The following is a 24,973-nucleotide window of genomic DNA, read 5'->3' as shown; positions in this document are numbered from 1 at the left end:
AGCGAAGAGCACGACATGAACGACCACGTCACCGGCCCCGCGACCGAGGCATTCGTCGCCCACCGCGACCTGCTGTTCACCGTCGCCTACGAGATGCTCGGATCGGCGGCGGACGCGGAGGACGTCCTCCAGGAGGCGTGGCTGCGGTGGGTCAGGGTCGACCTGGCGCAGGTGCGGGACCAGCGCGCCTACCTCGTACGGATCACGACCCGGCAGGCGCTCAACCGGCTGCGCACCCTCAAACGGCGCAAGGAGGCGTACGTCGGCCCCTGGCTGCCCGAGCCCCTGCTCACCGCGCCGGACGTGGCCGAGGACGTCGAACTGTCCGAGAACCTGTCGCTGGCACTCATGTTCATCCTCGAGACACTCTCACCCACCGAACGCGCCGTCTTCGTCCTGCGCGAGGTCTTCGACATCGGCTACGACGACATCGCGGCCGCGACCGGCAAGAGCCCCGCCGCCGCACGCCAGATCGCCCACCGCGCCCGCCGCCACGTCGACGCCCGCCGGCCGCGCACACCGGCTTCCCCGGAGGAAGCCCGGGAAGCGCTGCGTTCGTTCCAGCGCGCGCTCGAGACCGGGGACCTGCAAGGGCTGCTCAACGTACTGGCCCCGGACGTCGTCTTCGTCAGCGACGGCGGCGGTCTCAAGCTGGCGGCCCTGCGGCCGGTCGTCGGCGCCGAGAAGGTGCTCCGCTACATGGCCGGCAGTGTCGACAAGGCCGGCGGCACCCTCGCCGGCGAGCCCACGACGGTCAACGGCAACCCCGGACTCATCCTGCGCCTGGACGGTGTGATCGACGGCGTACTGGCCTTCCGCGTGGAGAACGCCCGCGTCACCGGCCTCTACTACGTCCGCAATCCCGAGAAGCTCACCCGCGTCGAGTCCGAAACGCCCCTCACCTCCCGCTGACCGTGGCCCACCGGCTACGACCTCGCAAGTCCGCGATCAGCCATGGGTGTCCAGGCCGAGGCCGCCGTCGCGATCGAGTGCCGCGCGGATCTGACCGAGCCACTCTGCGCCCAGCCGGCGCCCGTTCGGGTATTGGTCGCCTCGATCCCAGCGCCACGTGGTGATCATCGCCAGTACGAGGATCCGGCACGCGCGCAGCAAGTCTTGGTCGACGCCCGGATAGTGCGCGCCGACTTCTTCGGGCGCATGGGCGAGGTCGAATTCCACGGGCCCACGGCAGCACGTCTCAAGGTCTATGAACAGCAGCCCGTTCTTCGTGGTGAGCAGGTTGCCGGGGTGCGGCTCTCCGTGGAGAAGCTGTTGGGCGCCGCCGTGTTCGCCGATCACTCGTCTCAGGCTGCGCAGTTGTCGCCCAGCAGCTCCCGGTCCGCGTCGGCGAGCGCCGGAGTGCGGTCGCGGTTCGCGACGAGTTGTCGAGCCTGCTCGACCCGGTCCGTGAAGTGCGGAGTCGGGACATCGAGCTTGCGCATGCCGGCATGCAGCCGGTCGAGCGCATCGGCGTAGTCGGCCGGCGAGACCTCTCCAAGTGTCACGGGTGCGTAGTAGGTCCATAGCGTGACCTCGAAGCCGTCACGCGCATAGACGCGTGGCTCCACTCGAGGTTCGAGAGCAGCCACAGGGCACCCGGATGCGGCGAGCCGCTGAGCAAGGTCGACTTCGAACTGGGCGACCTGATGCGCTACCGGGGCCACCCGGGCCAGGACGTCACAAGGCAGCAGACGCAGAGTGAGTTTGTTGGAGTCATGAAGGACAGTCGCGTCGTCGACTGCCAAGTCGAGTGATGAGGCGACCGACATGGCCGCGGCCACCGCACGCCGGACCTCTGACGCTTGCATCGTCGCTCAGTCCCTCTTCCATGAGTGCTGCCACAACTCGTCCGCCAGCCGTGCTGGTGCCACAGTTCTTCCCTATCGGCTTCGCCAGCCACGGGGGTGAGGCTCTCACGCCGAAGCGGTCCGGGCGACCGAGATATGTCCCGCCGGACGCCGGCGGGTCCTGGAACATGATCAAGGTGAGAGGATCTCGCCGTGTCCGGTGTGATCACGGCGTCGGGGCCGTCCTGGCCGGCCCCGTTCACCTGCTGAGCCCGCGGCAGTTCGGCAAGCTCTGCGATCCGGGCACCCTGCAACCGAATCGGCACACGGGAGACGCAAACGCATGAGTACGCCATCATCGCCATCTGGAGCGGAGCGGACTGACGGATCATCGGTCCGGATCGGCGCACTCGTTCCGCTCACTCGGCCTGGCTGGGTCGAGGCGGGCCGGCACCTGCTCGCTGGACTCGAGTTGGCCGTTCGTGAAGTCAATGACGCCGGGGGGATCGTCGGAAGACCACTCGAGCTGGTGGTCCGGGACACCGCGGCCGATCCACGGAAGGCCGAGGCCGCCGTGGATGAATTGGCCGGCCTGGGCGTCGCTGCCTTGGCGGGGGAGTATCACAGCGTGGTCGCTCGCGCCGCTGCCGCCAGGGCCGACGCCCTCGGACTGCCGTTCCTCTGCTCGTCAGCGGTCCTCGACGCGCTGACCGAGCGGCCGACGCAGTGGGTCGCGCGCCTCGCCCCGGCGCAGTCCCACGGCTGGCAGATCTACGCCGACTTCCTCCTCGGCGCGGGCCACAGTCGAATCGCCGTAGCAGCCGAGCCGAGTGTCTACTGGGCATCCGGCGCCCGCATTCTGCGGGACTACCTCACTCCACGCGGCGGCTCCGTCATCGAACTCGACATGCGCGCGCTCGACCCCACGGCCGTGTGCGACGAACTCGTCGACAACGGCGCGACAGCCCTCCTCCTTCTGGTCGGCCACCCCGAGCCCGCAGTGTCGATCGTCAAGTCCGTCCGCCGTGACCAGCGCCTCGCCCACGTCATGATCGGGGCTCCGGCCGGGCAACCGGAGTTCTCCGAATGGGCGACGCTGCTGGGTGACGACGGCGCCGCGATCCCGTTCTTGCGCTATCTGCCCGAGCGTCTCGGTCCACTCGGTGCACGGGTCGGGACGGCCCTGCGCGAGCGGCTGGCCGAAGCGCCCTCCTTCGTCGCCTTCGAGGGGTACGACACGGTCGCCGTCCTCGCCGATGTGCTGCGTTCCCATGGCGCGGACGGGGTGCGCACGGCCGAACCCTGGCCGCGCGTGGCAGTCGAAGGCACCCGCGGGCCGATCCGGTTCTCCCGCACGCCGGACATCAGCGTTTGGCAATGGGCGTGGGCGCCGGCCCAAGTCGTTGATCGAGATCCGGCGCAACCCGATCGCTTTCGGATCCTTCACGCCGGCTGAGCAGAGTGATCCGGAACCCGAGGGCGGTGAGTGCCGCGGTGCGGCGAACGGCGTGCTGTGCTCGTAGCAGCAGCCGCCGCGTGTGCCACGGACGAGTGTGGGTCTCTCAGCCGCCCAGCGACGCCACATAGGGCGCCAACTTGGCCGGATTCATCACCCACATGATCTTTTCGATCCCTTCCGTCGAGATATCGACGGAGAGCAGAGCCGTGGGTTTCCCGCCGGACGAGACGAGAACGGCCGGCTCGCCGTTCGCCTCGACCCAGCGGACGTCCGACCCGGGCCAGAAGCGCGGGGCGAAGGCAGCGAGGTACTTGGAGACGTGCGGACGTCCGACAACGGGAATCTTCGATGCGCCACGCATGCCTCCGCCGTCGGCGTAGCTGACGACGTCCGCAGCGAGCACGCCCTCCAGTGCCGCGAGATCGCCCGTCTGCGCCGCGGTGAGGAACACTTCCAGCAGGCGCCGGTGATCGGCCGGGCTGACGCGCTCCCGGCGCTCGGCGGCCAGGTGTTTGCGCGCACGGCTCACCAGCTGGCGGGTGTTGGCCTCACTCGTTTCGAGCATGTCCGCGACCTGCTTGTACGGGTAGTCGAACGCCTCTCGCAGGACGTAGGCGGCCCGTTCCACCGGATTCAGCTTCTCGAGGAGCAGGAGAACCGCCATTTCGAGGGCCTCGGCCCGTTCCGCACCCACCTGAGGGTCCTGGCTGGTGTCGACCGGCTCGGGCAGCCACGGCCCGACGTACGCTTCCCGCCGCACTCTGGCGGACTGGGCGAGGTTGATCGCCAGGCGTGTGGTGATGGTGGCCAGGAAAGCCGCCGGCTCGATGACGGCGGTGCGGTCGGTGTTCTGCCACCGCATCCATACTTCCTGAAGGATGTCCTCGGCCTCCACCGCGCTGCCGAGCACGCGATAGGCGATGCCGAAGAGCTGCGGGCGCACCGCGAGGAACTCCCTGGTCGCCTGGTCAAGGGAGTCGGTGTCTTCCCCAGCGTGCATGCCTGTCCTTTCCGACCCCGAGATCACCAATGCTACAAGCCGTCACAGCAGCGTGCGCTCGCGGGGTGTGGTCGGCCATGCATCGTCGAACCCAACCTAGGCAAACCGTGTCACTCATTGTGGGCTCGGCGGTTTGACCGACGCAGGACGGAGACGGAACCGCTGAGGGGAACCGCACCGGGTGGCCCGGGGTCACTCCACAAAGTACGAGTCGTGCTTCACGAGGAACCTGGCGCGTTCCTCGTCCGTGTAGCCGGCCAGCTGAGACAGGTTCTCGAAGTATTCCTCGCGCGGTGCGCCCGGCGTGAAGAGCAGCAGCATCTGAGCCGGTGCGTCGGAGTCGTTGCGAAAGGCGTGCAGTCCGCCCTGCGGTACGTACAGGAAGTCGCCGCTGTGTGCGTCGATCCACTCGGCACCGTTGAAAAGACGAACCGTTCCGTCAAGGATGAAAAAGGACTCCGATATGCATCGGTGGAAATGAGTCTTGGGGCCGCCCGCGTTCTCTCTCATCTCGACCCGGTAGAGGCCGAATTCACCGCGCGTGGTGACCGTGGTCGCCAAGTAGTGAATGCCGCCTTCGTCGTGTGTGCCGAAATCCGGCGCAGCGTCCGCCGACCGGAAGTGCGCGCTGATCTCGCCGCTGTCTCCCGAGTACACCTGCGGTGGGTACGACATGTCCACCATCCCCTGCATGCGCTGGATGCGCTACGAAGCGCTGCGGGACATTCACCGACCATTGTGCCCCAGGTGCGGGTGAGGATTCGCGGCGAGCAGGTCACGGCGCGCGCTCATCGCCGCCGTCGCATTGAGGTCGAAGAGCCCGGTGATCGTTGAGCGGTCCGTCTCTGCCAGGGGCGCCACGGCAGTGGTGACGACCGTTGCCGCGGTGTCTGTCTCGCGGCTCCCGAGCTGTCGCACGGCCGATGCCGGACCCTGCGCCGGTGACGATGGCGTCCCAGACCGGAACGATGTGACCGGCCGGCGCGTGCCGGAAGCCCGTCCCCCCGCCGTGGGCCGGGGTGACGAGGGGACGGGCTGCACGTGTCCGGCGGGCCGGATCCCTCGGCTCAGCCGAACTGGCCGGGCTGGTAGCTGCCGGCCGGCTGCTGGTTGATCACGTTGATGCGGTTGTAGGTGTTGATGACGGCGATGAGCGAGATGAGCGCGACGAGTTGGTCCTCGTCGTAGTGCTTGGCGGCGTTCGCCCAGGCCGTGTCGGTGACGCCACCGGCGGCGTCCGCGATGCGGGTGCCCTGCTCCGCCAGTTCCAGGGCGGCGCGCTCGGCCTCGGTGAAGACCGTGGCCTCGCGCCAGGCGGCGACCAGGTTGAGCCGCAGCGGGGTCTCGCCGGCCGCGGCGGCGTCCTTGGTGTGCATGTCGGTGCAGAAGCCGCAGCCGTTGATCTGGCTGGCGCGGATCTTCACCAGTTCCTGGGTGGCGACCGGCAGCCCCGAGTCCGACACGACCTTGCTCGCCGAGTTGATGTGCTTCAGCACCTTGCCCGCGAGGGGGTTGCCGAAGTAGTTGAGACGCGATTCCATGGCGATCTCCTTGCCGAGATTGCAGATACACACCACTGACTGGACAGCCCGCCGAGATGTGACACGGGCCGAGGTGTGATCTGCGTCTCCCGGGCCGAGCCCCTCCGGTTCCGGGCGAACGTCGCGATCACGGAGATCCCCTCTCACGCGGTTGACAATGTTGACGTGTAAACATTGTGTCCACGTTCTGTCGGTATGAACCGATCGCGCGAGGAGGCGATGTGCGCCAGGCCGCCCACCCCCCTGTAGGCAGCTACTAAGGTTAGGCTAACCTGGCCTCGTGAAAGTCGGTGAAGAGATCCTCGCGGCCACGGGTCCCCGTGGCCATGAACTGTCGGCCACGAGCGTCACCGTGGCCTACGACGGTGTCGGCGTCGTGCACGACGCGTCGTTGACGCTGCGGCCCGGCGAAGTGACCGTCCTCGTCGGCCCGAACGGCAGCGGCAAGTCGACGCTGCTGCGCACGCTCGCACGGCTGCAGCGGCCCAGGACCGCCACGCTCGTCATCGACGCCGACACCGACGGTCTCGCCCTGACCTCCCGTGAGTTCTCGCGGCGGGTCGCCCTGCTGACACAGGGGCGCCCCACCCCCAGCGGGCTGACCGTACGGGACGTCGTCGAGTTCGGCCGCTACCCGTACCGGGGGCGCTGGAGCGCCGCGGATCCCGGCGGCCGGACGGCGGTGGACCGTGCGCTCGCCATGACGGGCGTCGCGGAACTCGCCGACCGAGGCGCCGAGCATCTCTCCGGAGGACAGCTCCAGCGCGTGTGGCTCGCCTGCTGCCTCGCGCAGGAGACCGGCGTACTGCTCCTCGACGAACCGACGACCTACCTCGACCTGCGGTACCAGGTCGAACTCCTCGACCTCGTCCGCGACCTGGCGGACGACCACGGGATCGCCGTGGGCGCCGTCCTCCACGACCTCGACCAGGCCGCGGCCGTCGCCAACCGGATCGCTCTGCTCCATCAGGGGCGGATCATCGCCGACGGCCTCCCCGAGGACGTACTGACCGCGCGGCGACTGACCGACACCTACGGCATCCGCATCGAGGTCGACACCGATCCCCTCACCGGCCGGCTGCGCACCCGCGCGATCGGCCGCCACCACTCGCGAAGCGAAAGGCTCAGCACCACCTCATGAGACGCCTCCTCCTCACCGCCGCGGTCGCTTCCGCGGCGGCCCTCACCCTGACCGCCTGCGGGACGACCGAGCCCGCCGCCGACGGCGCGAAGAAGAGCGCCGAGCCGATCACCCTCACCGACGCGACCGGCGCGAAGGTGGAACTCGACGGACCCGCCAAGAAGGTCGTCGGAACCGAATGGAACGTCGTCGAGAACCTGATATCGCTGGGCGTCGACCCCGCCGGTGTCGCCGATGTCAAGGGCTACAAGACCTGGGACACCGCGGTCCCGCTGAGGAACGAGCCCAAGGACATCGGCACGCGCGGCGAGCCGAGCATGGACACCATCGCCTCCCTGGCGCCGGACCTCATCGTGGCCACCAGCGACCTGCCGCCGGCCGCCGTGAAGCAGCTCCGCAAGGTCGCCCCCGTCCTGGAGGTGCGCGCCGCCGACGCCTCCGACCCGATCGGGCAGATGACCGAGAACCTCGACCTCATCGCGAAGGCCACCGGCACCACGGAGCGGGCCGAGAAGCTCAAGAAGGGCTTCGAGGCGAAGCTCGCCGAGGGCAAGAAGTCCCTCGCCGACGCCGGACTCGCCGGCACGAAGTACGCCTTCGCCGACGGCTACGTCGTCTCCAACCAGGTCTCGATCAGGCCGTACACCAGCGGCTCGCTCATCGGCGGCGTCAACGAGCAGCTCGGTCTGAAGAACGCCTGGACCGTCAAGGGCGACGAGAGCTACGGACTCGCCGCCACCGACGTCGAGGGCCTCACCAACCTCGGCGACGTGCAGTTCGCCTACATCGGCAGCGACGGTGACAAGGCCAGCACCCCGTTCAACGGTGTCCTCGCCAAGCACAAGGTGTGGACCTCCCTGCCGTTCGTGAAGAAGGGCAACGTCCACCGGCTCCCCGACGGCATCTGGATGTTCGGCGGCCCCGAGTCGATGGGCAAGTACGTCGACGCCGTCGTCCAGGCACTGACGAAGTAACACCCATGGCCGTCACCGCTTCCACCGCCGCCACCCGTCCGCCGGCGGCCCCGTCCCGGACGGGCGCGGCCGCGGTGACGGCCGCACTGGTCCTTCTCGTCGCCGTCCTCGCGGTCGTCGACATCACACAGGGCACGGCCGCCGTCGGCGCCCCCGAGATCTGGAAGGCGCTCACCGGACGCGCCGACCCGGACGACGCCTCCGTCATCATCGCCTCCCGGCTGCCGAGGATGACCGCTGGGCTGCTCGTCGGGGCCGTGCTCGGTATGGCGGGCGCCGCCCTCCAGGCGGTGAGCCGCAACGTGCTCGCCTCACCCGACACGCTCGCGGTGAACGCGGGTTCGTACCTGGCCCTCGGGCTCACCGCCGTCACCGGGATCTCGCTGCCACTGTTCGCCACCTCCGGCGTCGCCTTCGCCGGCGGCCTCGCGGCTGCGGCCGTCGTGCTCGGACTGTCGGGCCTGGGCACGGGCACCGTACGGCTCGTGCTCGCCGGCAGCGCCCTCACCCTCGGCCTCATCGCCGTCACCGAGGGGCTGCTCCTGCTGTTCCCCCAGCAGACCGAGGGCCTGTACCAGTGGAACCAGGGCAGCATCTCCCAGAACGGGTTCGACGCCGTCGCGCAGCTGGCGCCGATCGGCCTCGTCGGTCTCGTCGGCCTGATGCTCCTCGCCCGCCGGATCGACGCCCTGGCTCTGGGCGACGACGCGGCCCGCGGCCTCGGTGTGCCCGTGCGCGCCACCCGTGTCACGGCGGTCGTGCTCGCGGCGCTGCTCTCCGCGGCGGCCGTCACGCTCGCCGGACCGATCGGCTTCGTCGGACTGTGCGCCCCCGCCCTCGTCCGCCCGCTCGCCCGCAGGTTCCGCGCGTACTCCCGTGCGCGTACGGCCATTCCGGTCGCGGGCCTCGCCGGGGCGGTGCTGGTACTCGGCTCCGACGTCCTCCTGCGCGCCTTCGTGCCGACGGACGCGGCGGTCGCCGTGCCGACAGGCGTCGCCACCAGCCTCGTCGGAGCCGCGTTCCTCATCACGATGGCCACCCGGGTCCGGGACACCGCCGGAGCCGCCGCGCCCGACCGGCTGCGCATCAGGAGCCGGACGGTCTTCCTGACCACCACGGCCGTGCTGGTGGCCGTGCTCGTCGGCGTGACGATCGCCGCCGTGCTGCTGGGCGACAGCAAACTGCTGCTGGGCGATGTCGTGAACTGGGCCCAGGGCCGCGCCGGTCGGGCCGTCTCCTTCGTGCTGGACACCCGGGTGCCCCGGGTCCTCGCGGCTCTCCTCGCGGGCGCGGCACTGGCCCTGGCCGGAACGCTCGTCCAGGCCGTGACCCGCAACCCGCTCGCGGAGCCCGGAGTCCTCGGCGTCTCCGGAGGGGCGGCGTTCGGCGCCGTGCTCCTCGTGACGACGGTGCCCGTGGCCGGATCGTGGAGCGTCGCCGCCGCCGCGTTCGCGGGCGCCGCGGCCAGTTCCGTCCTCGTCTTCGGACTGGCCGCGCGCGGCGGGTTCCAGCAGAACCGGCTCGTACTCGTCGGGTTCGGCGTCGCCACCGGCAGCGCCGCGCTGATCAGCCTGCTGATCGTCCTCACGGACCCGTTCAACGCGACGAAAGCCCTCACCTGGCTGTCGGGCTCCACCTACGGGCGGACCCTGCCCGACGTGGCACCCCTCGCGGCCGTGCTCGCCCTGGGCCTGCTCATCGCGGCCGCGCGGCACACCGAACTCGACCTCGTGTCGCTGGACGAGGACACCCCGAGGCTCCTGGGCCTCGATCTGGCACGGGGGCGCCTCGGCTTCCTCGTACTGAGCGTCCTGCTCAGCGCCACCGCCGTGGCCGCCGCGGGCACCATCGGCTTCGTGGGGCTTGTGGCACCGCACGCGGCCAGGGCCCTCGTGGGCCGGCAGCACGCCCGGGTGGTTCCGGTCTCGGTCCTCCTCGGTGCCGTGCTCGTCTGTGTCGCGGACCTGCTGGGCCGGATCGTGATCGCGCCCGCCCAGCTCGGCGCCGGCCTGATGACCGCCGTGATCGGCACGCCGTACTTCCTGCATCTGCTCGTACGCAGCCGTCGCTAGGACGCGTGCGGCCAGCGCGGGTCCGTGGGTCCGTGGGTCCGTGGACCCGAGGACCCGCGACCGGGGGCCCGGGACCCGTCCCGGGGTCGTGCCGGCTCCTCAGCCGCGGTCGTACGTGGGGAAGCCCCGGCCGCACTTGCGGCCGAGCAGCCCCTGCCTCCACCATCCGCTGGAGCAGCGGCGGCGGTGCGTACAGGTTCCTTGAACTCGTCGTACAGGGACTCGGCCATCGAGGCCACAGTGTCCGGACCGATCAGGTCCGCGAGCTTCAGCGGACCCATGGGGCGGGCGCAGCCCAGCCCATGCCGCTGTCCACGTCGGCCGCGGAGGCGAATCCGGACTCCACGTCCAGGTCGCGGAAATGCCGTACGGGCAGTGCTACTTGTGGACCGCCCCTACGCTCACCCGGCACCGTGGCGGCTGGGGTGAACCCGGCAAGACCTTCGCCGTCGGCCTGGGATGCGAGCTCCGCCACGCCTCGCGCCTGGTCTGGTCCGACGGCCTCGACCTCGGCAACGCGTCCGCCGCCACCCCCATCGGCATGGAGTGCCGGGTCTGCGAGCGCCTCGACTGCCCGCAGTGGGGCGGCGCCGCCGCTCGGCCGCCCGGTGCGGATCGACGAGAACGGCAGCACGTTCGTCCCGTATCCGGTGGCGGACCGCTCGGCGTGACCCCCGTCCCCGACCTGTCCGCCGCCGCGAGGGTCCCCGCGGGGCGCGCGGGAGTGAGCGGCAGCGTGCGTCGCGCGCGCCCGCGGGGCGTGTGCGGCGGTTCTCCGCGGCCGGTTCAGGCCCCGGCGTATGACACGACGTGTCTTTCTGCGATGATGTTGCGCGAAAAGGCGACGGCGGAACGAGGAAGCCGGTGTGAATCCGGCGCGGTCCCGCCACTGTGATCGGCGAGCGGATCCCGAACAGACCACTGCCCGGATGCGGGTGGGAAGGCCGGGACGAGCACTGACCCGAGAGCCAGGAGACTCACGCGGTCGCCTCCTCGACGTGACTGGGGCGGATCTCCCCAGGGAGGAGGGCTTGTCGTGATGCCCGTGGGGCCATCGTCTGCCGGTTGGGTTCCGTGCAGGGTCGTGGTGTGCCGGGACTGCTGCTGCGGCAGCACCAAGGTGACCGGCGTCGACCACGCCGAGCAGACCGCGCGCCTCGCCGAGGCCGCCCCGGTCCGGATCAGCGACTGTCTCGACGTGTGCGACCAGGCGAACGTGGTCGTCGTCCAGCCGTCGTCAGAAGGACGCGCCGCCGGTGGCCGGCCGGCCTGGTTCGGCCTCGTCAACGACCCTGCCGCGACCGAGGACATCGTCACCTGGGTACGGGCGGGCGGCCCCGGCGTCGCCGCGCCGCCGGACATCCTCGACCTCTATGCCTTCACGCCGCCGCGGCGCGCCCGGTCCGGGCCGCTCCGTGACGTCGGCTGACCCGGCCCCGAACCCGACCTTCCTCGACCCGGCCCGCCGCGACAGGCCGCGGTCACCACGGGCCGGACTCCCGAAATCCGGCCGTCTCCGGCCCACTTCCCGGACCACCCTGCGGTGAGAGGACCCACCACATGATGGGCAAGCGCCCGATCTCCCTGCTGTCCGCCGCCATGGTCGCGGCGGCCCTGCTGCTGTCCGGCTGCGGCGGCACGGCAGCCCGCGACAACGCCGCGCCGGCGGCCCCCGCCCCCAAGGGGTTCCCGGTCACGGTGTCCAACTGCGGTGTGAAGACCACCTATCAGCGCCCTCCGCAGCGCGCGGTCTCGCTCAACCAGCACGCGACCGAGGTCATGCTGGCCCTCGGGCTGGAGAAGTCGATGGTCGGCACGGCCTACCTCGACGACAGGATCCTCCCGGAGTACCAGGACGCGTACGACGGGATCAAGGCTCTCGCCAAGGAGTACCCCTCCTTCGAGACCCTGCTGGCCGCCGAACCCGACTTCGCCTACGGCGGCTTCGCCAGCACCTTCGACGAGAAGGAAGGCCGCAGTCGCGACGCCCTCTCCCAGGCGGGCGTCCACTCCTATCTGAACATCGAGGAGTGCCCGTCCGGTCCCGTGACGATGGCCATGGTGGACCAGGAGATCCGGAACGTGGCCAAGATCTTCGGCGTACCGGACCGCGCCGAGCAGCAGGTGAAGAAGGTGCACGGCACGCTGGACGCCGTCAACGACAAGCTTGCCGGAGTCAGGCCGGTCAAGATCTTCGTGTACGACAGCGGCGACAAGACCGCCTTCACGGCCGGCGGGGCGGGCATCGGCAACGAGATGATCAAGCAGGCGGGCGGGGTGAACCTCTTCGCCGACCTGGACAAGGCGTTCGGCGACGTGTCGTTCGAGCAGGTGGCCGAGCGTGCGCCCGAGGTCGTCGTCATCTACGACTACGGCGATCAGCCGGTCGAGGACAAGAAGAAGTTCCTGCTGGCGAATCCGGCGCTGAAGGACGTACCCGCCATCAAGAACAAGCGGTTCGCGGTGCTGCCGCTGTCGTCCACCGTGCTGGGCGTCCGGGTGCCGTCCGGCGTGGAGTCCCTGGCCCGCCAGCTCCACCCGGACCGCTTCAAGTGAGCGGCGCGACCGACGCCGTGGGCGGGACCCGTGCGGTGGATACGGTGGATGCAGCGGACCTCGTGAATGCCGCGAATGCGACGGACGCGGCAGGTGCGGGAGGTGCGGGAGGTGCGGGAGGTGCGGCAGGCGCGGCCGGGGTGACGGGTCCGAGCGGAACAACGGAAGTGGCCGCCGCCCGGCGCCCCGGGATCCCCTACCCGCTCGTGCTCGTGCTGCTGGGCGCACTGCTCGCCGTCGCGGCGACCTTCGGGATCGCGGCCGGTTCCATCGCCGTCCCGGCCGACGAGGTCTGGGGCATCCTGCTGCACCGGGTGCATCCGGCGCTGGCCGATGCGACCTGGACCCCGGTCCGCGAGACGATCGTCATCGACGTACGGCTGCCCCGCGTACTGCTCGCCGGTGTCGTGGGCGCGGGCCTGGCGGTCTGCGGGATGGCGCTCCAGGCGCTGGTACGCAACCCGCTCGCGGACCCGATGCTGCTCGGGGTGTCGTCGGGCGCGTCGGTCGGCGCGGTGCTGGTCGTCGTCTTCAACCTGACCCTGTTCGGCGTGTTCTCCCTGCCGGTGGTCGCGTTCCTCGGCGCTCTCGCCGCCCTCGTCGCCGTCTACTTCCTGGCCAGGTCCGGCGGGCGGATGACCACGGTGAGGCTGGTGCTGGCGGGCGTGGCCACGGCCGAGGTGCTGTCGGCGCTCGCCGGCTTCCTCGTCGTCACCTCCGACGACCCGCACAAGACCCAGTCGGCGCTGCGCTGGATGCTCGGCGGACTGGCCGGCACCACCTGGACGGTGGTGTGGATCCCCGTCGGTGCCGTCCTCCTCGGTACGGCCGTCCTGCTCGGCGTCTGCCGCTCCCTCAACCTGCTGCTCGCCGGGGAGGAGGCGGCCGTTGCGCTCGGCCTGGACGTACACCGCTTCAGAGCCGCCCTCTTCATCCTCGTAGCCGTCATGATCGGGACGATCGTCGCCGTCAGCGGCCAGATCGGCTTCGTCGGGCTGATCATGCCGCACGTGGTGCGGCTGTTCGTCGGCGCCGACCACCGCCGCGCGCTGCCCGCCGCGGCGCTGCTCGGAGCGGCCTTCCTCATCGCCGCCGATCTGGCGGCCCGCACCGCCATGAGCCCGGAGGAGATCCCCGTGGGCATCCTCACCGCCCTGGTCGGCGGCCCCTTCTTCCTGTGGCTGATGCGACGGAGGCCGGCATGACGGAGACAGGTACGGCCACGGCCACGGCCACGGCCACGGCCACGGCCACGGCCACGGCCACGGCCACGGCCACGGCCAAGGTCACGGCCACGGCCACGGCCACGGCCACGGCCAAGGTCACGGCAACGGCAACGGCAACGGCCACGGGCACGGCCACGGGCACGGCCACGGGCGAGGTCACGGCCGCGCCCGGCACCCTGGCCGTGGAGGACGTCTCGGTCGTCGTCGACGGGCGCACCCTGGTGGAACGGGTGTCGCTGGACGTGGCTCCCGGCGAGGTGGTGGGGCTCGTCGGCCCCAACGGGGCGGGAAAGTCCACCCTGTTGCGCACTGTCTACAGAGCGCTGCGTCCCACCTCGGGGCGGGTGCTGCTCGACGGCGAGGACGTCCGGCGGATGTCCGGCAAGAGCCTGGCACGCCGGCTGGCGGCCGTCCTGCAGGAGTCGGCAGGGGAGTTCGAGCTCTCGGTCCACGACGTGGTGGCCATGGGCCGCACCCCGCACAAGCGGGCCTTCGAAGGCGACGGCGCCGACGACCGCGCCATCATCATGGGCGCACTCGCCGAACTGGACGCCGCCGGGCTGGCGCACGCCCCTTTCAGCCGGCTGTCGGGAGGCGAGAAGCAGCGGGTACTCATCGCCCGCGCGCTCGCCCAGCGCGCGGGCACCATGGTGCTGGACGAACCGACCAACCATCTGGACCTGCGCCACCAGCTCGACACGCTGCGCCTCGTCCGCGGGCTCGGCGTGACCGCCGTCGTCGCACTCCACGACCTCAACCTGGCCGCGGCGTTCTGCGACCGGATCTGCGTGCTGAACGGCGGTCGCGCGGTGGCCACCGGGACCCCCGCGGAGGTCCTCACCCGCAAGCTGCTCGCCGACGTCTACCGCGTCGACGCCGAGGTGGCGGAGCATCCCCGCACCGGCGTACCGCACATCACCCTGCTGTCCGGTGCCGACCCATTCGGACAGAGACCCTGAGCCGCGCCGCCGGCGCCGACCGACCGTACGACACGACACGAGGCGGTCGACGAAGGTGCGTCAGTGGTGGTGGCCGTGCCGGCCGAGGGTCTCCACGGGGGTCGCGCCGGGGCGGGTCCACTGGGGCACCGGGCGGCTGGTCGGACCCCAGGTGGCGTTGCCGTCCGCGTCCGAGCGCCAGAACCAGCACGCACTGCGCCCCTCGGGCCAGCCCGCGGGGTTGCTCTCCCACGCCTCGCCGCGGCCGTACGGCGTCATGTCGAGCAGCCCGAGGGACCCGTTGACGCGCTCGTTGCCACGGCCCGTCGTGGAGTAGGTGAGGAACGCACGGTCGCCGTCGCGCAGGTAGCAGGTGAGGTGACCCATGTCGCCGCCGACCGGTGCTGCCACGTCGCGCACCGAGTACCAGGGCTGGGTGTAGCCCATGAACTCGACATAGGCGGCCACCTCGTCCGGGCGGCCCGTGGTCAGGATGGCGAACGAGACGCCGCGGGCGTTGAGGTAGACCGCGTCCTTGAGGTGCCAGGCCGTGGTGGTGCAGCCCTCGCACTGCCCCTGGTGCGGCGCGCCGTCGTGCCACATGTGCTTGTAGACCACGAGCTCGTCGCGGCCCTGGAACAGGTCCAGGAACGGGACCGGGCCGTCGGGTCCGAAGACCTCGACCGTCCCGTCGAGCTCCACCATCGGCAGCCGGCGGCGGGCCGCGGCGAGGGCGTCGCCCTCGCGGGTGTGGGCCTTCTCGCGGACCAGAAGCTCGTCACGCGCGGTCTGCCAGGTGGCCGGATCGACCACGGGCGGGCGGCCGGGCAGCGCGGTGGTCGGATCGTCCGGCGTGGTCGTCATCGTGTCCTCCGTGGTGGCTCGTTCCGGGCAGCGTCGTACGACGTTCGGTGACGTCCTATGACGTTGTACGACGTGCTTCGGCGGTCACGAGAACAGACTCGCGACCGGGCTGGAACTCATCGCGGCAGGGGCGTCTTCGGCCGAGCCCGCGCGGACCACGTCGGCCGGGGCCATCATGATCGTGGTGTTCGCCGCCTTCATGCTGAGCCCCGACCGGATGCTCCAGCAGTTCGGGCTGGGCCTCGCCGTGGCCATCCTCATGGACGCGGTGGTCATCCGCTGCCTGATCGTCCCGGCCGCCATGCAGCTGCTGGGCTCGTGGGCCTGGTGGCTACCCGCTCCTCTCGCCCGGCGGCTGCCCAAGGTGGCGCTCGAGCGCCCCGCGGACAGCTGACGACCCCCAGGCGGCGGGGAGCCCGCGCCTGTGCCCGCGCCCGGCTGGGATGCCCAGCCGGGCGCTTCGGCCTGACGCTTCGATGCCCGGCGCTGAGCGCACGCCGCATCAGAGCGGACGAGGCCAGCGGTGTCCGCAGCCGTAGGAAGCGCAAAGCGCATCCGTGCCGTCGCGAGAGACGCTCGACGTCTCAACTCACGGGCGGGGCGCAGGAGGCGTCAACGCGGGGCCTCCTCGGTGCTCTTGAGCTTCGCAGCTCCGAGCCACCGAGAGCCAGAGCCGGCACCCCGCCCTCAATCCAGGCAGAACTCGTTTCCCTCAGGGTCGGTCATCACGATGATGCCCTCGTCGATGCCATCGGGCTCGAGCCGGTACAGCCGCTTCGCTCCCAGCGCCTCCAGCCTGGTGGCCTCCACCTCCAGCGTGGCCATCCGCTCGTCGCCGGTCTGGCCGGGTGCCGCGCGCACATCGAGGTGCAAGCGGTTCTTCGCCGTTTTGCCCTCCGGGACCTTCTGGAAGAACACCCGCGGCCCTTTGCCGTCCGGATCCGTGATGGCCGACCGGTCGTTGTGCTGCTCAGGCGGAACGCCCCACGCCGTCAGCGCAGCCGTCCAGTCGGGGAAGCCCTCGGGCGGCGGCTGGACGCGATAGCCCAGTGCCTGAGCCCAGAACGCCGCCTGCGCGCCCGGATCGGCGCAGTCGTAAGTCACCTGGAATTCCTTGGCCATGCCGCCTCCGACCGCTCGAAACCTGCCTGCGTCCTTGCTCCGGTCGCCTCCCGGAACACACCGCCATCCTCGCACCGCCCACGGACAATCCGCTCGCCGACCCGGGTGTCCGTCACCGACCGCCCCCACGAAGCCTTCGCCTGCCACCGTCGAACCATGGGGCGCTCGCCCGACCCCGCCCGGCGGTCACAGGGCGGCGAGCAGGCCGTCGAGCGGGGCGGGTACGCGATCCGGGGCGAGGGCCTCGACGAGGACACGGCCGTACTGGATCTTGCGCCCTTTCTTCGTGCCGAAGAAGCGCCGCAACTGCTGCTGTGCAGTGCGGCCCTGCTGCGCCGGCTGGTGCAGGAACGTCTGGAGGGCGCGCAGGTCGCCCTCTGCACGTACGAGCTCCTCCACCCGTGTCACGCCGAGCGCGCGGATCAACTCGTCCTCCAGATCCGCCGCGCAGACGAAGAACCCCTGCTGTGCCGCACCGGCCCGCTCCAAGCCGCGCGCGTAGTAGGGACGTTCCGCCTCGTCGCACAGGCCCGTGAGGCGGAGGCCCAGGCCGGGTGGGCCGAGGAGGTGGGCGAAGCGCCCGACGCTCATCGCTCCGCCCATCGCCAGGACGCAGACCCCTTCGGCCTCCAGGTTCCGGCCGCGGCTCGCGGCGAGCGCGCCGACCGCTGCGACGTCACTCGGGCCTTCGAGCAGGACCGCTGTCCGCACGGGCAGCAGCCCGGCGAGCTCGCGCGCGGGGTCGCCGGGGCCGCCGGCCGCCCACGCGGTGACCGCTTCCCGGAACGCGTCCATGTCAGCCATGAGGGGAGTCTCCGCCCTTTCCGGCCGGCGCGGTAGGGATTTTCGTCAGCGCGGCGATCGGCAGTGAGCGGTCGGCCCCGACGACGGAACGAAGGAGGAACCTGCCGCCAGGACCGGCCGGATGCGTTGGCCACGCGCCCGGTCATGGCCGACGGCGGCCACGTGCATGCCCGCACCGGTCCCACTCGGATCACCAAGCAGAGCTTGATCCAGTAACGTCGCCTGCACGGCACGGCACGGCACCGCACCGCACCGTGCTCGATATCCCGAACGCCCCCGAGGAACGCCACCGTTGCGCTCGATCGGCTTCCCCCGTGCGGGCCGGGCCTCTGTCGTCGCGCGCCTCCGCCCTGGCGGAGTGCAAGCGGCTGGTGGGCGCGATCAGTTCAGGCACGCGGCGACGATCCCGATCCGGGGCATCACGATCCACGGCTGGAGCCGGGCGTCCTCAGCCCCGCCCGGGGGCGGCCTCGGCGCGCATCAGGACGCAGTCGAACTCGACCACCCGGCCCGTGGCCGCCTCGCGGGTCACCGGATACATGCCGGTGATCTCGAAGCCGCTCTGCTCGTACGCGGCGATCGCCTCGCTCATCGCCGGACTGCCCTCGTACAGCCGCAGCACGGCGACTTCCGACTGCATCCCCACGAAGTCCCCGATCCGCTTCCCGGCGCCCGCGAACACCTCCAGGTCGTAGCCCTGCGTGTCCATCTTGAGGAACGGGCGCGGGTCGGCGATGCCGTCCAGTGCCTCCTCCAACAGGCCGTCCAGGCGCCGGATCCGGATCTCCTCGGTGCGGGTGGTCGCGAAGCGCTGGTAGCGGTCGCGGCCGTACGCGCTGGGCGGCAGGAGCGAGTTCATCGTCTTCCAGCCCACGTGGATGGAGCCGGTCGTGTCCTCGCTGCCGAGGCCCAACCGGTACACCCACCAGTCCGGATCCTGCTCGGCGGCCTTCTCCAGCCGCGCGAAGGTCTCCCCGGTGGGCTCGAAGGAGACGATGCGGCCGCTGTAGCCGAGGCGGCGCAGACGTTTCGCGTACTGGCCGGTGTTGGCGCCCACGTCGAAGACGCAGTTCACGCCGTAGAAGTCGAGCATGGCGGCCACGTGCTGGTGGCACAGGTACTCGGCCGCCGCCAGCTGGAACGTGCGCTCGTCCGTGCCGGCGCGCCGGTCGAGCAGGAGCCGCGCGCCGGTGTCGCCGAGAGGGACGCCGGTCCACTCGGGAGCCGCGGTGGTGCTCGCGCGGGCCTTGTCGCGCAGCACGAGCCAGGTGTCCTGGCCGGCGTCCGCGACGGAGTAGCGGGCGTTGTCCCTGGCCAGCAGATCCGCGTCGGTGCCGAGCGGGATCCGCAGCCGCCGCCCGCGTCGGGAGACCACCGCGGTGCCCGGGCCGAGGTCGGTCACCTGCACGCCCAGTCGGGGCATCAGCTTGAGCAGTTGTCGGTAGAGGGTCTGCATCTGCCCACCCTTGCAGAGATATGGTCGAGTGGCTCGTATATGAACGCCTTTGGATGGCGCCCTGATTGGCGCTGCACGCAACACGCTGCTCACCGCTCACCGCTCACCGTTCGCCGAGTGCCGTTCGCCGAATGCCGTGCACGCACTGCCGCTCTGCCGCCCGCGGAACCCGGCGTGTCCCATGTGCGCAGTGACGCGTTTGTGCCAGGGGGAAAGCGTTCCACGGTCCATACCGCGGCCTGTAGGACCGTCGCATGATTCCCCATGCCCCTCGCACCCCACGCGGCCGGAAGACCCTGGCCGCTACGGCGGCGTGCGCAGCAACCGTCTCCCTGCTGGCCGGACCGGCCGGCCCCGCGGCGGCCCGCACCGCGACCCACTCGACGCAGGCACCGTCACCGGCCGCGGCCCAGGCCCAGGCCCCGGCGACGACGGCACGGAACGCCGCCGTCGCCGGCGCCGTCACGCACACGATCACGCTCATCACCGGCGACGTCGTCCGCGTCATGAGCACGGGCAACGGCAAGCAGGCCGTCGACGTCGAACGCCCGCACGGCGCCCCCGGCGGAGTGCGGACGGAGACCGTCGGCAAGCACCTGTACGTCTATCCCGACGAAGCCGTGCCGTATCTGGCTGCCGGGAAGCTCGACCGCCGGCTGTTCGACGTGACGTCGCTGATCGAGCAGGGCTACGACGACAAGCACAGCGCCGGCCTGCCGCTGATCCTGTCGTACGGTGCCGCCGCGAAGTCCACGCGGTCCACGCCCGTCGTACCGAAGGGCACCACCAAGGTCCGCTCGCTGCCGAGCATCAACGCCACCGCGGTCAAGGCCGTCAAGAAGCAGGCACGGCAGACCTGGAAGGCGGTCGTCCCGGCCGGGGACCGCACCGGTGCCGCGGCGCCGACCCCCGCGCGGCCCCCGGCATCGACCCCGGTATCGATCCCGGCGTCGACCCCCGCGTCGGCCGGCGCCCCCGCGCTGCTCGGCGGAATCTCGAAGGTCTGGCTCGACGGCAGGGTCCACGCCGAACTGGCGCAGAGCACCGCGCAGATCGGCGCCCCTGCCGCCTGGGCCGCCGGCCTCGACGGCAAGGGCGTCAAGGTCGCGGTCCTCGACACCGGTGTCGACCTGAACCATCCGGACATGGACGACCGGGTCACCGAGTCCGTCAGCTTCGTACCGGGCGAGACCGTCGCGGACGCCCATGGTCACGGCACCCACACCGCCTCCACGGTGGGCGGCAGCGGCGATGCCTCGGACGGGGTGGAGAAGGGCGTCGCGCCCGGCGCCGAACTGCTCGTGGGCAAGGTCCTCTCCGACGAGGGCTACGGGGACGACTCCTGGGTCATCGCTGGAATGGAATGGGCCGTCGCACAGGGCGCCAAGGTCGTCAGCATGAGCCTGGGCAGTTCGATGCCCAGCGACGGTACGGACCCGATGAGCCAGGCGGTGAACAGGCTCAGCGCCGAGAGCGACGCGCTGTTCGTCGTGGCCGCGGGCAACGCGGGCATGGAGGGGGTCATGGGCGCGCCGGGCACCGCGGACGCCGCCCTGACCGTCGCCGCGGTCGACGCCGCCGACGAACTGGCCTCCTTCTCCACCACGGGCCCCCGCTTCGGCGACTACGCGCTCAAGCCGGACATCGCCGCCCCCGGCGTCGACATCACCGCCGCGAAGACCGGGGGCACCGCCGACAGCGGCTACTACCAGGCGATGAGCGGCACTTCGATGGCGACGCCGCATGTCGCCGGCGCGGCCGCGATCCTCGCCCAGGCACACCCGGACTGGACCGCGCAGCAGCTCAAGGACGCGCTGATGAGCACGTCCAAGCCGCTGGACCGGTACACCGCGTACCAGGTCGGTGCGGGCCGGACCGACCTCCCGTCCTCGCTCGGTGCCACCGTCACCGCGACGGGCTCGGCCTACTTCGGCTTCGACGCCTACCCGCACAGCGGCACCGAGCCGGTCGACCGCACGGTCACCTACCGCAACTCCGGCAGCACTCCGGTCACCCTGGACCTCGCCCTGAACGCGGAAGTCGCCGGCGGCCCCTACGACGTGGACCCGGGCGCCGACGCGGGCACCCCCGCCCCGGCCGGGATGTTCACGCTCTCCGCCGACGCGGTCACCGTCCCGGCGCACGGCACGGCGACCGTCACCGCGACGGCGAGGCCGGATCTCGGCGCCGACGGCCGCCGCTACCTCGGCCGGATCACCGCGAGCGACGCCGACGGCACCGCGCGGGCCCGGACCCGCTTCGGGCTCTACAAGGAGGAGGAGCGGCACGACCTGCGCGTCACGCTCAGGGGCCGTGCCGGTGAGCCCGTCGCGGGCTACCTCCAGCTCCAGAAGTTCGGCGAGGCCGACCCGTACATCTTCCCGGTGGACGCGTCCGGCCGGGCGGACCTGCGGCTGCGGGCCGGCACGTACAGCGCACTGACCTTCGTCGACGTCGCCGGCAGTCACGGCCCCGACTCGACGGGGCTCGCCCTGCTCGGTGACCCCGAGATCAGGCTCGACCGCGACCAGGACCTCGTGCTCGACGCCCGCAAGGCGCGCGAGGCGACCGCGACCGTTCCGCACCGGACCGAGGACCGGTTGATGTACCTGAACTGGTACCGGTCCGACGGCGCGGACAGCACGGTCGCGATCCAGTACGTGCTGTCCCCGACGCACGACAGCATGTTCGTGCTGCCCACCGAGAAGGTGGCCACCGGCAGCTTCGAGTACGAGTCCCGGTGGCGCAAGGCGTACCCGATGCTGACGCTCAGCGCCTCCGGCAGAGCGCTCTCCTTCCTGGCGCAGGCCGGAACCGGCTTCTACGACGGCAGACGCACCCTCGAAGCCGTTCACGCCGGGGCCGGCGCCCCCGCCGACTACCAGGGCCTGAACGCCAAGGGCAGAGCGGTACTCGTGACCCGCTCGGACGCGGTCACCGGCAGCGAGCGGGCCCGGGCGGCCAAGGACGCCGGTGCGGCGCTCCTCGTCGTGGTCAACGACGGCGAGGGCAGGCTCCATGAGTGGGTGGGCAGTGACGAGGGGGCGCGCGCCGGTATTCCGGTTGTCTCCGTCACCGCACGGACCGGCGCTGCACTGATCGCCGACGCGAAGCGCGGACGGCTGCGGCTGGCCGCCGAGGGCGTACCCGACTCGCCGTATGTGTACGACCTGACCGACCCGCACCCCGACCGGGTCCCGTCGGACCTCTCGTACCGGCCCAGGTCCAAGGACCTCGCCACCGTGCAGATGCGTTTCCACGGGGACCGGACCTGGGCGAGCGGTGAGTTCCGCTGGGACTACCGCCCCTACCGCTCCTACGCCCTCGGCTTTCTGCAGGCCGTCGGCATGCCGGGCACCCGCACCGACTACGTGTCGGCCCAGCCGGGCACGACCTGGGCCGAGGACTCGCTCACCGGACCGTCCATGGCACTGGAGTCACGCTCGGGCATCGAGACCTACAAGGCGGGCACGAAGGTCACCCGCGACTGGTTCGCCCCCGTCGCGCACCCGCGCAACGGCAGCGGCTTCTGGTGGTCCGAGCGGCAGCAGGGCTTCCTCTCGGTCAACATCCAGCCCTGGACCGACAACGGCCTCGACCACGGCGGCTACATGCAGGACGGGACCAACACCCTGAAGTTCAAGGTCTATCAGGACGGCGAACTGATCAAGACCTCGCAATGGGCCTCCGCGACGCTCTGGCCCCTCCCGACGGTCCCGTCGACGTACACCCTCGACCTCGATGCCGGTCGCGACCCGGGGGCCTTTCGGCTGTCGCCGCGCACCCGCTCCGTGTGGAAGGTCAGGTCGGAGCCGGTCACCGATCCGCAGCGCATCGACCGCGTGGCGCTCATGCAGCTCGACTACGACGTGCGGACGGACCTCGCGGGCGACGCGCAGGGCGGTCGTCAGCGGATCGGGCTGACGGCCTCTCATCTGCCCGATGCCGCCGGCGCCGGGAAGGTCGCCGGAGGGTCTCTGTCGGTGTCGTACGACGACGGTGCCACCTGGCACCGGGTCATCTTGGACAAGGCGGGCCCCGGCGCCTGGACCGCCGAGTTCACCGCACCGTCCCGCGGCTACGTCTCGCTGAAGGCGACGGCCTGGGACACGGCCGGCAACAGCATCTCGCAGGAGGTGACCCGCGCTTACGGCCTGAAGAGCACCGGGCACGGCCGCGATGAGAGGGCCGCTTCATGAGGGGTTGATCGCACGGCCGGACCGTCTGTCCCGTTGGTGATCACTGATGGGACGTGGGCGCGGACCGAGCCGCCGTCGCCGGCCGATCCGCGCCCAGCCTCATGGTCACCGCTCTGCGCCCGCGCCGAGAGCGGCCAGCGCCGCAGCGAGACGTTCTCGGGACTCGGCTATCCACCCTTCCCCCAGATCGAGAGGCACAGAGACGACGATCTGGGTGCTGGCCCCGTCGTGGACTTCGACCACATAGGGGTCTTCGGCGATGAAGCGGAGGTAGGCGGTGTGGCCTGATTGGGGCCAGTCCGCCGTGAACGGCTCGTCGAGGTCGGCCTCCTGCTCGGCTTCCTCGATGGCGTCCAGAAGCCGGCCCAAGTCTGCGAGGTCCTCGGAGTGGAATCCGAGGCGGACCGTCCCGTTGACGAAGCCGCTGCTGACGACGGCCTCCGCGTCGTAGTGCCGGACTGTCGCGGTGATGAGGGTGGGTTCGGTCGAACGCAGACGAACGCTGATGCTCCGGGTGAGGTCGGCCAGGCGGATCAGCTCATACGCATCGGGCTGTGTGCTCGTGTCCATGGTTCGGGAACCTACGGCAGGTGCTCGGGCGCGACCCCGACGGGTGTGCGTGCGGCATCTGCCGACGAGCACCGCGATCTCACTCGGTGGCCGGCATCGCTTGGCGCGGCAGCCCGCGGACCGGCCGCTGTCCGGCACAGGGTGGCTGTGGTGCGGCGTCCACCCGTACGTGCGTCCCTCGGCGACCAGGCGGCGGGCGGCCCCAGGTCCCAACGGCGGCCGCAGGACGGTCGATCGAGGCGCCCGCCGAGGCCGCGTACGACACCGTTCCAGACGGCCCGAAGGCCGCCGATTCCAGTACGTCGCACCCCCCCCCGGCAGGAATGCCGGCAGATCGTGCCGGGGCCGGCCGACGGTCTCACCTCGTGCGGCCGTCCTGACGGTCGCAGCCGTGGGGCGAACGTCCGAGGCCGGTGCGGCTACTTGATGTCGTCGTCGCGCAGCTCCGCCTGGTAGCGGCCCGGGGTCTGCCCGACAACCTCGGTGAACGCCGCGATGAAGCTGGAGGGGTTGGACCACCCGCACTCCGTCGCGGTCTCGGTGACGGACCGGCCGTTGGTGAGGTGGACCACGGCGTGGTGGATGCGCAGGACGGTGCGCCAGCGCTGGAAACCCATGCCCAGCTCGGTGTGGAACAGGCGGCTCAGGGTGCGCTCACTCGCTCCCACGGTCCGGCCCAGCTGGGCCAGGGTCGCGGTCCGGCCGGGATCCGCGTGCAGGAGATCGGTCGCGGCACGCAGCCGGTCGTCCCGCGGTTGAGGCAGGTGCAGGGACTGCTCGGGGGTCTCGGCGAGCTCGTCGATCACCACCGCGCGCAGCCGTTCGTAGGCGCCGGGCCGGACCTCCCGACGGTCCGTCAGAGCCAGGAGGGCCTCTCGCAGCAGGGGATTCACCGCGAACACGCTGGGGTGTGCCACGAGCGCGTCGCACAGGCCCGCCGGGATGGCGACGAGGCGGACGTCGGTCCTGCCGTAGAAGCGATGGGAGTGGTCGAATCCGGGCGGCGTCCACGTGACCCGGTTGGCCGGGGCGACCCAGGTCCCGCGTTCGGTCGTGGTGGCCAGGGCTCCGGCGGCCGCGTACACCAGCTGGCCATGGGCGTGCGAATGGGTGTCGAGGTGGTAGCCGTGCGGGAGCCAGCCTCCACTGCGAGGCGTCGTCACGCGCAGCGTCGCGGGCGGCGGGGAAGTCTGGCGGGTTTCCGGCATCAGCCGTCAGTTTACCGGTGGTACGGCACCTGCGGCGGGCCCGAGGATCGGCCTAT

General features: G+C 71.1%; 19 protein-coding genes, 4 pseudogenes and 1 riboswitch. Of the genes and pseudogenes, 12 read left to right on the top strand and 11 right to left on the bottom strand.

Translation table 11 applies throughout. The annotated features are described in order from the left end of the window. Window positions 1-15: 15 nt before the first annotated feature. Window positions 16-912, top strand: coding sequence for an RNA polymerase sigma-70 factor (locus KK483_RS01505; protein WP_262003037.1), 897 nt, complete (start codon window positions 16-18; stop codon window positions 910-912). A gap of 36 nt (window positions 913-948) precedes the next feature. Here the strand turns inward: KK483_RS01505 and KK483_RS01500 are convergent. Next, window positions 949-1,808, bottom strand: a pseudogene (locus KK483_RS01500) (phosphotransferase). Between the two features lie 322 nt (window positions 1,809-2,130). On the opposite strand from KK483_RS01500, the gene KK483_RS01495 reads away from it, so the two are divergent. Beyond that, window positions 2,131-3,243 carry an ABC transporter substrate-binding protein gene (locus KK483_RS01495; RefSeq protein WP_262003036.1) on the top strand — a complete coding sequence of 371 codons (1,113 nt, stop codon included), beginning with the start codon at window positions 2,131-2,133 and terminating at the stop codon, window positions 3,241-3,243. Between the two features lie 106 nt (window positions 3,244-3,349). Here the strand turns inward: KK483_RS01495 and KK483_RS01490 are convergent, their stop codons facing one another. The 3 genes from KK483_RS01490 to KK483_RS01480 all read right to left on the bottom strand — a co-directional run bounded on the left by KK483_RS01490 (window position 3,350) and on the right by KK483_RS01480 (window position 5,787). Next, window positions 3,350-4,246, bottom strand: a complete 897-nt coding sequence (locus KK483_RS01490) for an RNA polymerase sigma-70 factor (protein WP_262009300.1) — start codon at window positions 4,244-4,246, stop codon at window positions 3,350-3,352. 192 nt (window positions 4,247-4,438) lie between these two features. Next, complete coding sequence (locus KK483_RS01485; protein ID WP_262003034.1) at window positions 4,439-4,939, bottom strand: cupin domain-containing protein; 501 nt, start codon at window positions 4,937-4,939, stop codon at window positions 4,439-4,441. Window positions 4,940-5,313: 374 nt separating this feature from the next. Beyond that, window positions 5,314-5,787, bottom strand: a complete 474-nt coding sequence (locus tag KK483_RS01480; RefSeq protein ID WP_262003033.1) for a carboxymuconolactone decarboxylase family protein — start codon at window positions 5,785-5,787, stop codon at window positions 5,314-5,316. Between the two features lie 280 nt (window positions 5,788-6,067). Here KK483_RS01480 and KK483_RS01475 point away from each other — a divergent pair, with 280 nt between their 5' ends. Genes KK483_RS01475 through KK483_RS01465 form a run of 3 tightly spaced genes read left to right on the top strand, consistent with a single transcriptional unit; the run spans window position 6,068 to window position 9,974 of the window. Then, the gene (locus KK483_RS01475; protein ID WP_262003032.1) at window positions 6,068-6,928 is read left to right on the top strand and encodes an ABC transporter ATP-binding protein; all 861 of its coding nucleotides are present in this window, start codon (window positions 6,068-6,070) and stop codon (window positions 6,926-6,928) included. Next, window positions 6,925-7,902 carry an iron-siderophore ABC transporter substrate-binding protein gene (locus tag KK483_RS01470; protein ID WP_262003030.1) on the top strand — a complete coding sequence of 326 codons (978 nt, stop codon included), beginning with the start codon at window positions 6,925-6,927 and terminating at the stop codon, window positions 7,900-7,902. Before KK483_RS01475 ends, KK483_RS01470 begins: the two co-directional genes overlap by 4 nt. A gap of 5 nt (window positions 7,903-7,907) precedes the next feature. After that, the gene (locus KK483_RS01465; RefSeq protein WP_262003029.1) at window positions 7,908-9,974 is read left to right on the top strand and encodes an iron ABC transporter permease; all 2,067 of its coding nucleotides are present in this window, start codon (window positions 7,908-7,910) and stop codon (window positions 9,972-9,974) included. 99 nt (window positions 9,975-10,073) lie between these two features. On the opposite strand, the pseudogene KK483_RS01460 reads toward KK483_RS01465, so the two are convergent. Next, window positions 10,074-10,317, bottom strand: a pseudogene (locus KK483_RS01460) (3-hydroxyacyl-CoA dehydrogenase family protein); the annotation flags it as partial. Between KK483_RS01460 and KK483_RS01455 the strand changes: the two are divergent. The 5 genes and pseudogenes from KK483_RS01455 to KK483_RS01435 form a co-directional block, all read left to right on the top strand. Beyond that, a pseudogene (locus KK483_RS01455) lies at window positions 10,315-10,645 on the top strand (short-chain fatty acyl-CoA regulator family protein); the annotation flags it as partial. The pseudogenes KK483_RS01460 and KK483_RS01455 sit on opposite strands and share 3 nt — an antisense overlap. Window positions 10,646-10,783: 138 nt before the next feature. Beyond that, a riboswitch (cobalamin riboswitch) is annotated at window positions 10,784-10,974 on the top strand. Between the two features lie 39 nt (window positions 10,975-11,013). Beyond that, window positions 11,014-11,403 (top strand): (2Fe-2S) ferredoxin domain-containing protein, encoded by a 390-nt coding sequence (locus tag KK483_RS01450; RefSeq protein ID WP_262003027.1) that lies wholly within the window; start codon window positions 11,014-11,016, stop codon window positions 11,401-11,403. Between the two features lie 131 nt (window positions 11,404-11,534). Continuing rightward, a complete protein-coding gene (locus KK483_RS01445) occupies window positions 11,535-12,530 on the top strand; it encodes an ABC transporter substrate-binding protein (protein WP_262003026.1) in 996 nt (331 codons plus the stop codon). A gap of 140 nt (window positions 12,531-12,670) precedes the next feature. Next, on the top strand, window positions 12,671-13,735 hold the full coding sequence (locus tag KK483_RS01440; RefSeq protein WP_399013016.1) for an iron ABC transporter permease: 1,065 nt from the start codon (window positions 12,671-12,673) through the stop codon (window positions 13,733-13,735). Further along, window positions 13,732-14,715, top strand: coding sequence for an ABC transporter ATP-binding protein (locus tag KK483_RS01435; protein ID WP_262003023.1), 984 nt, complete (start codon window positions 13,732-13,734; stop codon window positions 14,713-14,715). The genes KK483_RS01440 and KK483_RS01435 overlap by 4 nt, the downstream gene beginning before the upstream one ends. A gap of 60 nt (window positions 14,716-14,775) precedes the next feature. Here KK483_RS01435 and KK483_RS01430 read toward each other — a convergent pair whose 3' ends face one another. Further along, entirely contained in the window at window positions 14,776-15,558 is a 783-nt protein-coding gene (locus KK483_RS01430) for a DUF899 domain-containing protein (protein WP_262003022.1), read from the bottom strand. Between the two features lie 157 nt (window positions 15,559-15,715). Between KK483_RS01430 and KK483_RS01425 the strand changes: the two are divergent. Next, a pseudogene (locus KK483_RS01425) lies at window positions 15,716-15,952 on the top strand (MMPL family transporter); the annotation flags it as partial. Between the two features lie 293 nt (window positions 15,953-16,245). Here the strand turns inward: KK483_RS01425 and KK483_RS01420 are convergent. From KK483_RS01420 to KK483_RS01410, 3 genes are all read right to left on the bottom strand, one after another. Next, entirely contained in the window at window positions 16,246-16,680 is a 435-nt protein-coding gene (locus tag KK483_RS01420; RefSeq protein ID WP_262003020.1) for a VOC family protein, read from the bottom strand. Between the two features lie 186 nt (window positions 16,681-16,866). Beyond that, window positions 16,867-17,484, bottom strand: coding sequence for a TOPRIM nucleotidyl transferase/hydrolase domain-containing protein (locus KK483_RS01415; RefSeq protein WP_262003019.1), 618 nt, complete (start codon window positions 17,482-17,484; stop codon window positions 16,867-16,869). A 448-nt stretch (window positions 17,485-17,932) separates the two neighbouring features. Beyond that, window positions 17,933-18,940, bottom strand: a complete 1,008-nt coding sequence (locus KK483_RS01410; RefSeq protein WP_262003017.1) for an FkbM family methyltransferase — start codon at window positions 18,938-18,940, stop codon at window positions 17,933-17,935. A 254-nt stretch (window positions 18,941-19,194) separates the two neighbouring features. Here KK483_RS01410 and KK483_RS01405 point away from each other — a divergent pair, with 254 nt between their 5' ends. Beyond that, window positions 19,195-23,139 (top strand): S8 family serine peptidase, encoded by a 3,945-nt coding sequence (locus tag KK483_RS01405; RefSeq protein WP_262003015.1) that lies wholly within the window; start codon window positions 19,195-19,197, stop codon window positions 23,137-23,139. Between the two features lie 105 nt (window positions 23,140-23,244). Here the strand turns inward: KK483_RS01405 and KK483_RS01400 are convergent, their stop codons facing one another. Continuing rightward, window positions 23,245-23,709 (bottom strand): DUF5959 family protein, encoded by a 465-nt coding sequence (locus tag KK483_RS01400; RefSeq protein ID WP_262003014.1) that lies wholly within the window; start codon window positions 23,707-23,709, stop codon window positions 23,245-23,247. Window positions 23,710-24,128: 419 nt separating this feature from the next. After that, window positions 24,129-24,917: an AraC family transcriptional regulator gene (locus KK483_RS01395; RefSeq protein ID WP_262003012.1), complete on the bottom strand. Its 789-nt coding sequence runs from the start codon at window positions 24,915-24,917 to the stop codon at window positions 24,129-24,131. Window positions 24,918-24,973 lie beyond the last annotated feature (56 nt).

It is taken from the genome of Streptomyces sp. FIT100 (assembly GCF_024584805.1).
Lineage (GTDB): Bacteria > Actinomycetota > Actinomycetes > Streptomycetales > Streptomycetaceae > Streptomyces.
The sequence above is the reverse complement of the archived record's forward strand: the minus strand, read 5'-3'. Positions and strand labels throughout refer to the sequence as shown.

Coding starts and splice junctions, on each gene's coding strand:
- KK483_RS01420 (WP_262003020.1), bottom strand. CDS start 16,680: ATGGCCAAGGAATTCCAGGTGACTTACGACTGCGCCGATCCGGGCGCG.
- KK483_RS01430 (WP_262003022.1), bottom strand. CDS start 15,558: ATGACGACCACGCCGGACGATCCGACCACCGCGCTGCCCGGCCGCCCG.
- KK483_RS01495 (WP_262003036.1), top strand. CDS start 2,131: ATGAGTACGCCATCATCGCCATCTGGAGCGGAGCGGACTGACGGATCA.
- KK483_RS01395 (WP_262003012.1), bottom strand. CDS start 24,917: ATGCCGGAAACCCGCCAGACTTCCCCGCCGCCCGCGACGCTGCGCGTG.
- KK483_RS01435 (WP_262003023.1), top strand. CDS start 13,732: ATGACGGAGACAGGTACGGCCACGGCCACGGCCACGGCCACGGCCACG.
- KK483_RS01485 (WP_262003034.1), bottom strand. CDS start 4,939: ATGCAGGGGATGGTGGACATGTCGTACCCACCGCAGGTGTACTCGGGA.
- KK483_RS01490 (WP_262009300.1), bottom strand. CDS start 4,246: ATGCACGCTGGGGAAGACACCGACTCCCTTGACCAGGCGACCAGGGAG.
- KK483_RS01505 (WP_262003037.1), top strand. CDS start 16: ATGAACGACCACGTCACCGGCCCCGCGACCGAGGCATTCGTCGCCCAC.
- KK483_RS01445 (WP_262003026.1), top strand. CDS start 11,535: ATGATGGGCAAGCGCCCGATCTCCCTGCTGTCCGCCGCCATGGTCGCG.
- KK483_RS01415 (WP_262003019.1), bottom strand. CDS start 17,484: ATGGCTGACATGGACGCGTTCCGGGAAGCGGTCACCGCGTGGGCGGCC.
- KK483_RS01410 (WP_262003017.1), bottom strand. CDS start 18,940: ATGCAGACCCTCTACCGACAACTGCTCAAGCTGATGCCCCGACTGGGC.
- KK483_RS01480 (WP_262003033.1), bottom strand. CDS start 5,787: ATGGAATCGCGTCTCAACTACTTCGGCAACCCCCTCGCGGGCAAGGTG.
- KK483_RS01405 (WP_262003015.1), top strand. CDS start 19,195: ATGATTCCCCATGCCCCTCGCACCCCACGCGGCCGGAAGACCCTGGCC.
- KK483_RS01470 (WP_262003030.1), top strand. CDS start 6,925: ATGAGACGCCTCCTCCTCACCGCCGCGGTCGCTTCCGCGGCGGCCCTC.
- KK483_RS01465 (WP_262003029.1), top strand. CDS start 7,908: ATGGCCGTCACCGCTTCCACCGCCGCCACCCGTCCGCCGGCGGCCCCG.
- KK483_RS01450 (WP_262003027.1), top strand. CDS start 11,014: ATGCCCGTGGGGCCATCGTCTGCCGGTTGGGTTCCGTGCAGGGTCGTG.
- KK483_RS01400 (WP_262003014.1), bottom strand. CDS start 23,709: ATGGACACGAGCACACAGCCCGATGCGTATGAGCTGATCCGCCTGGCC.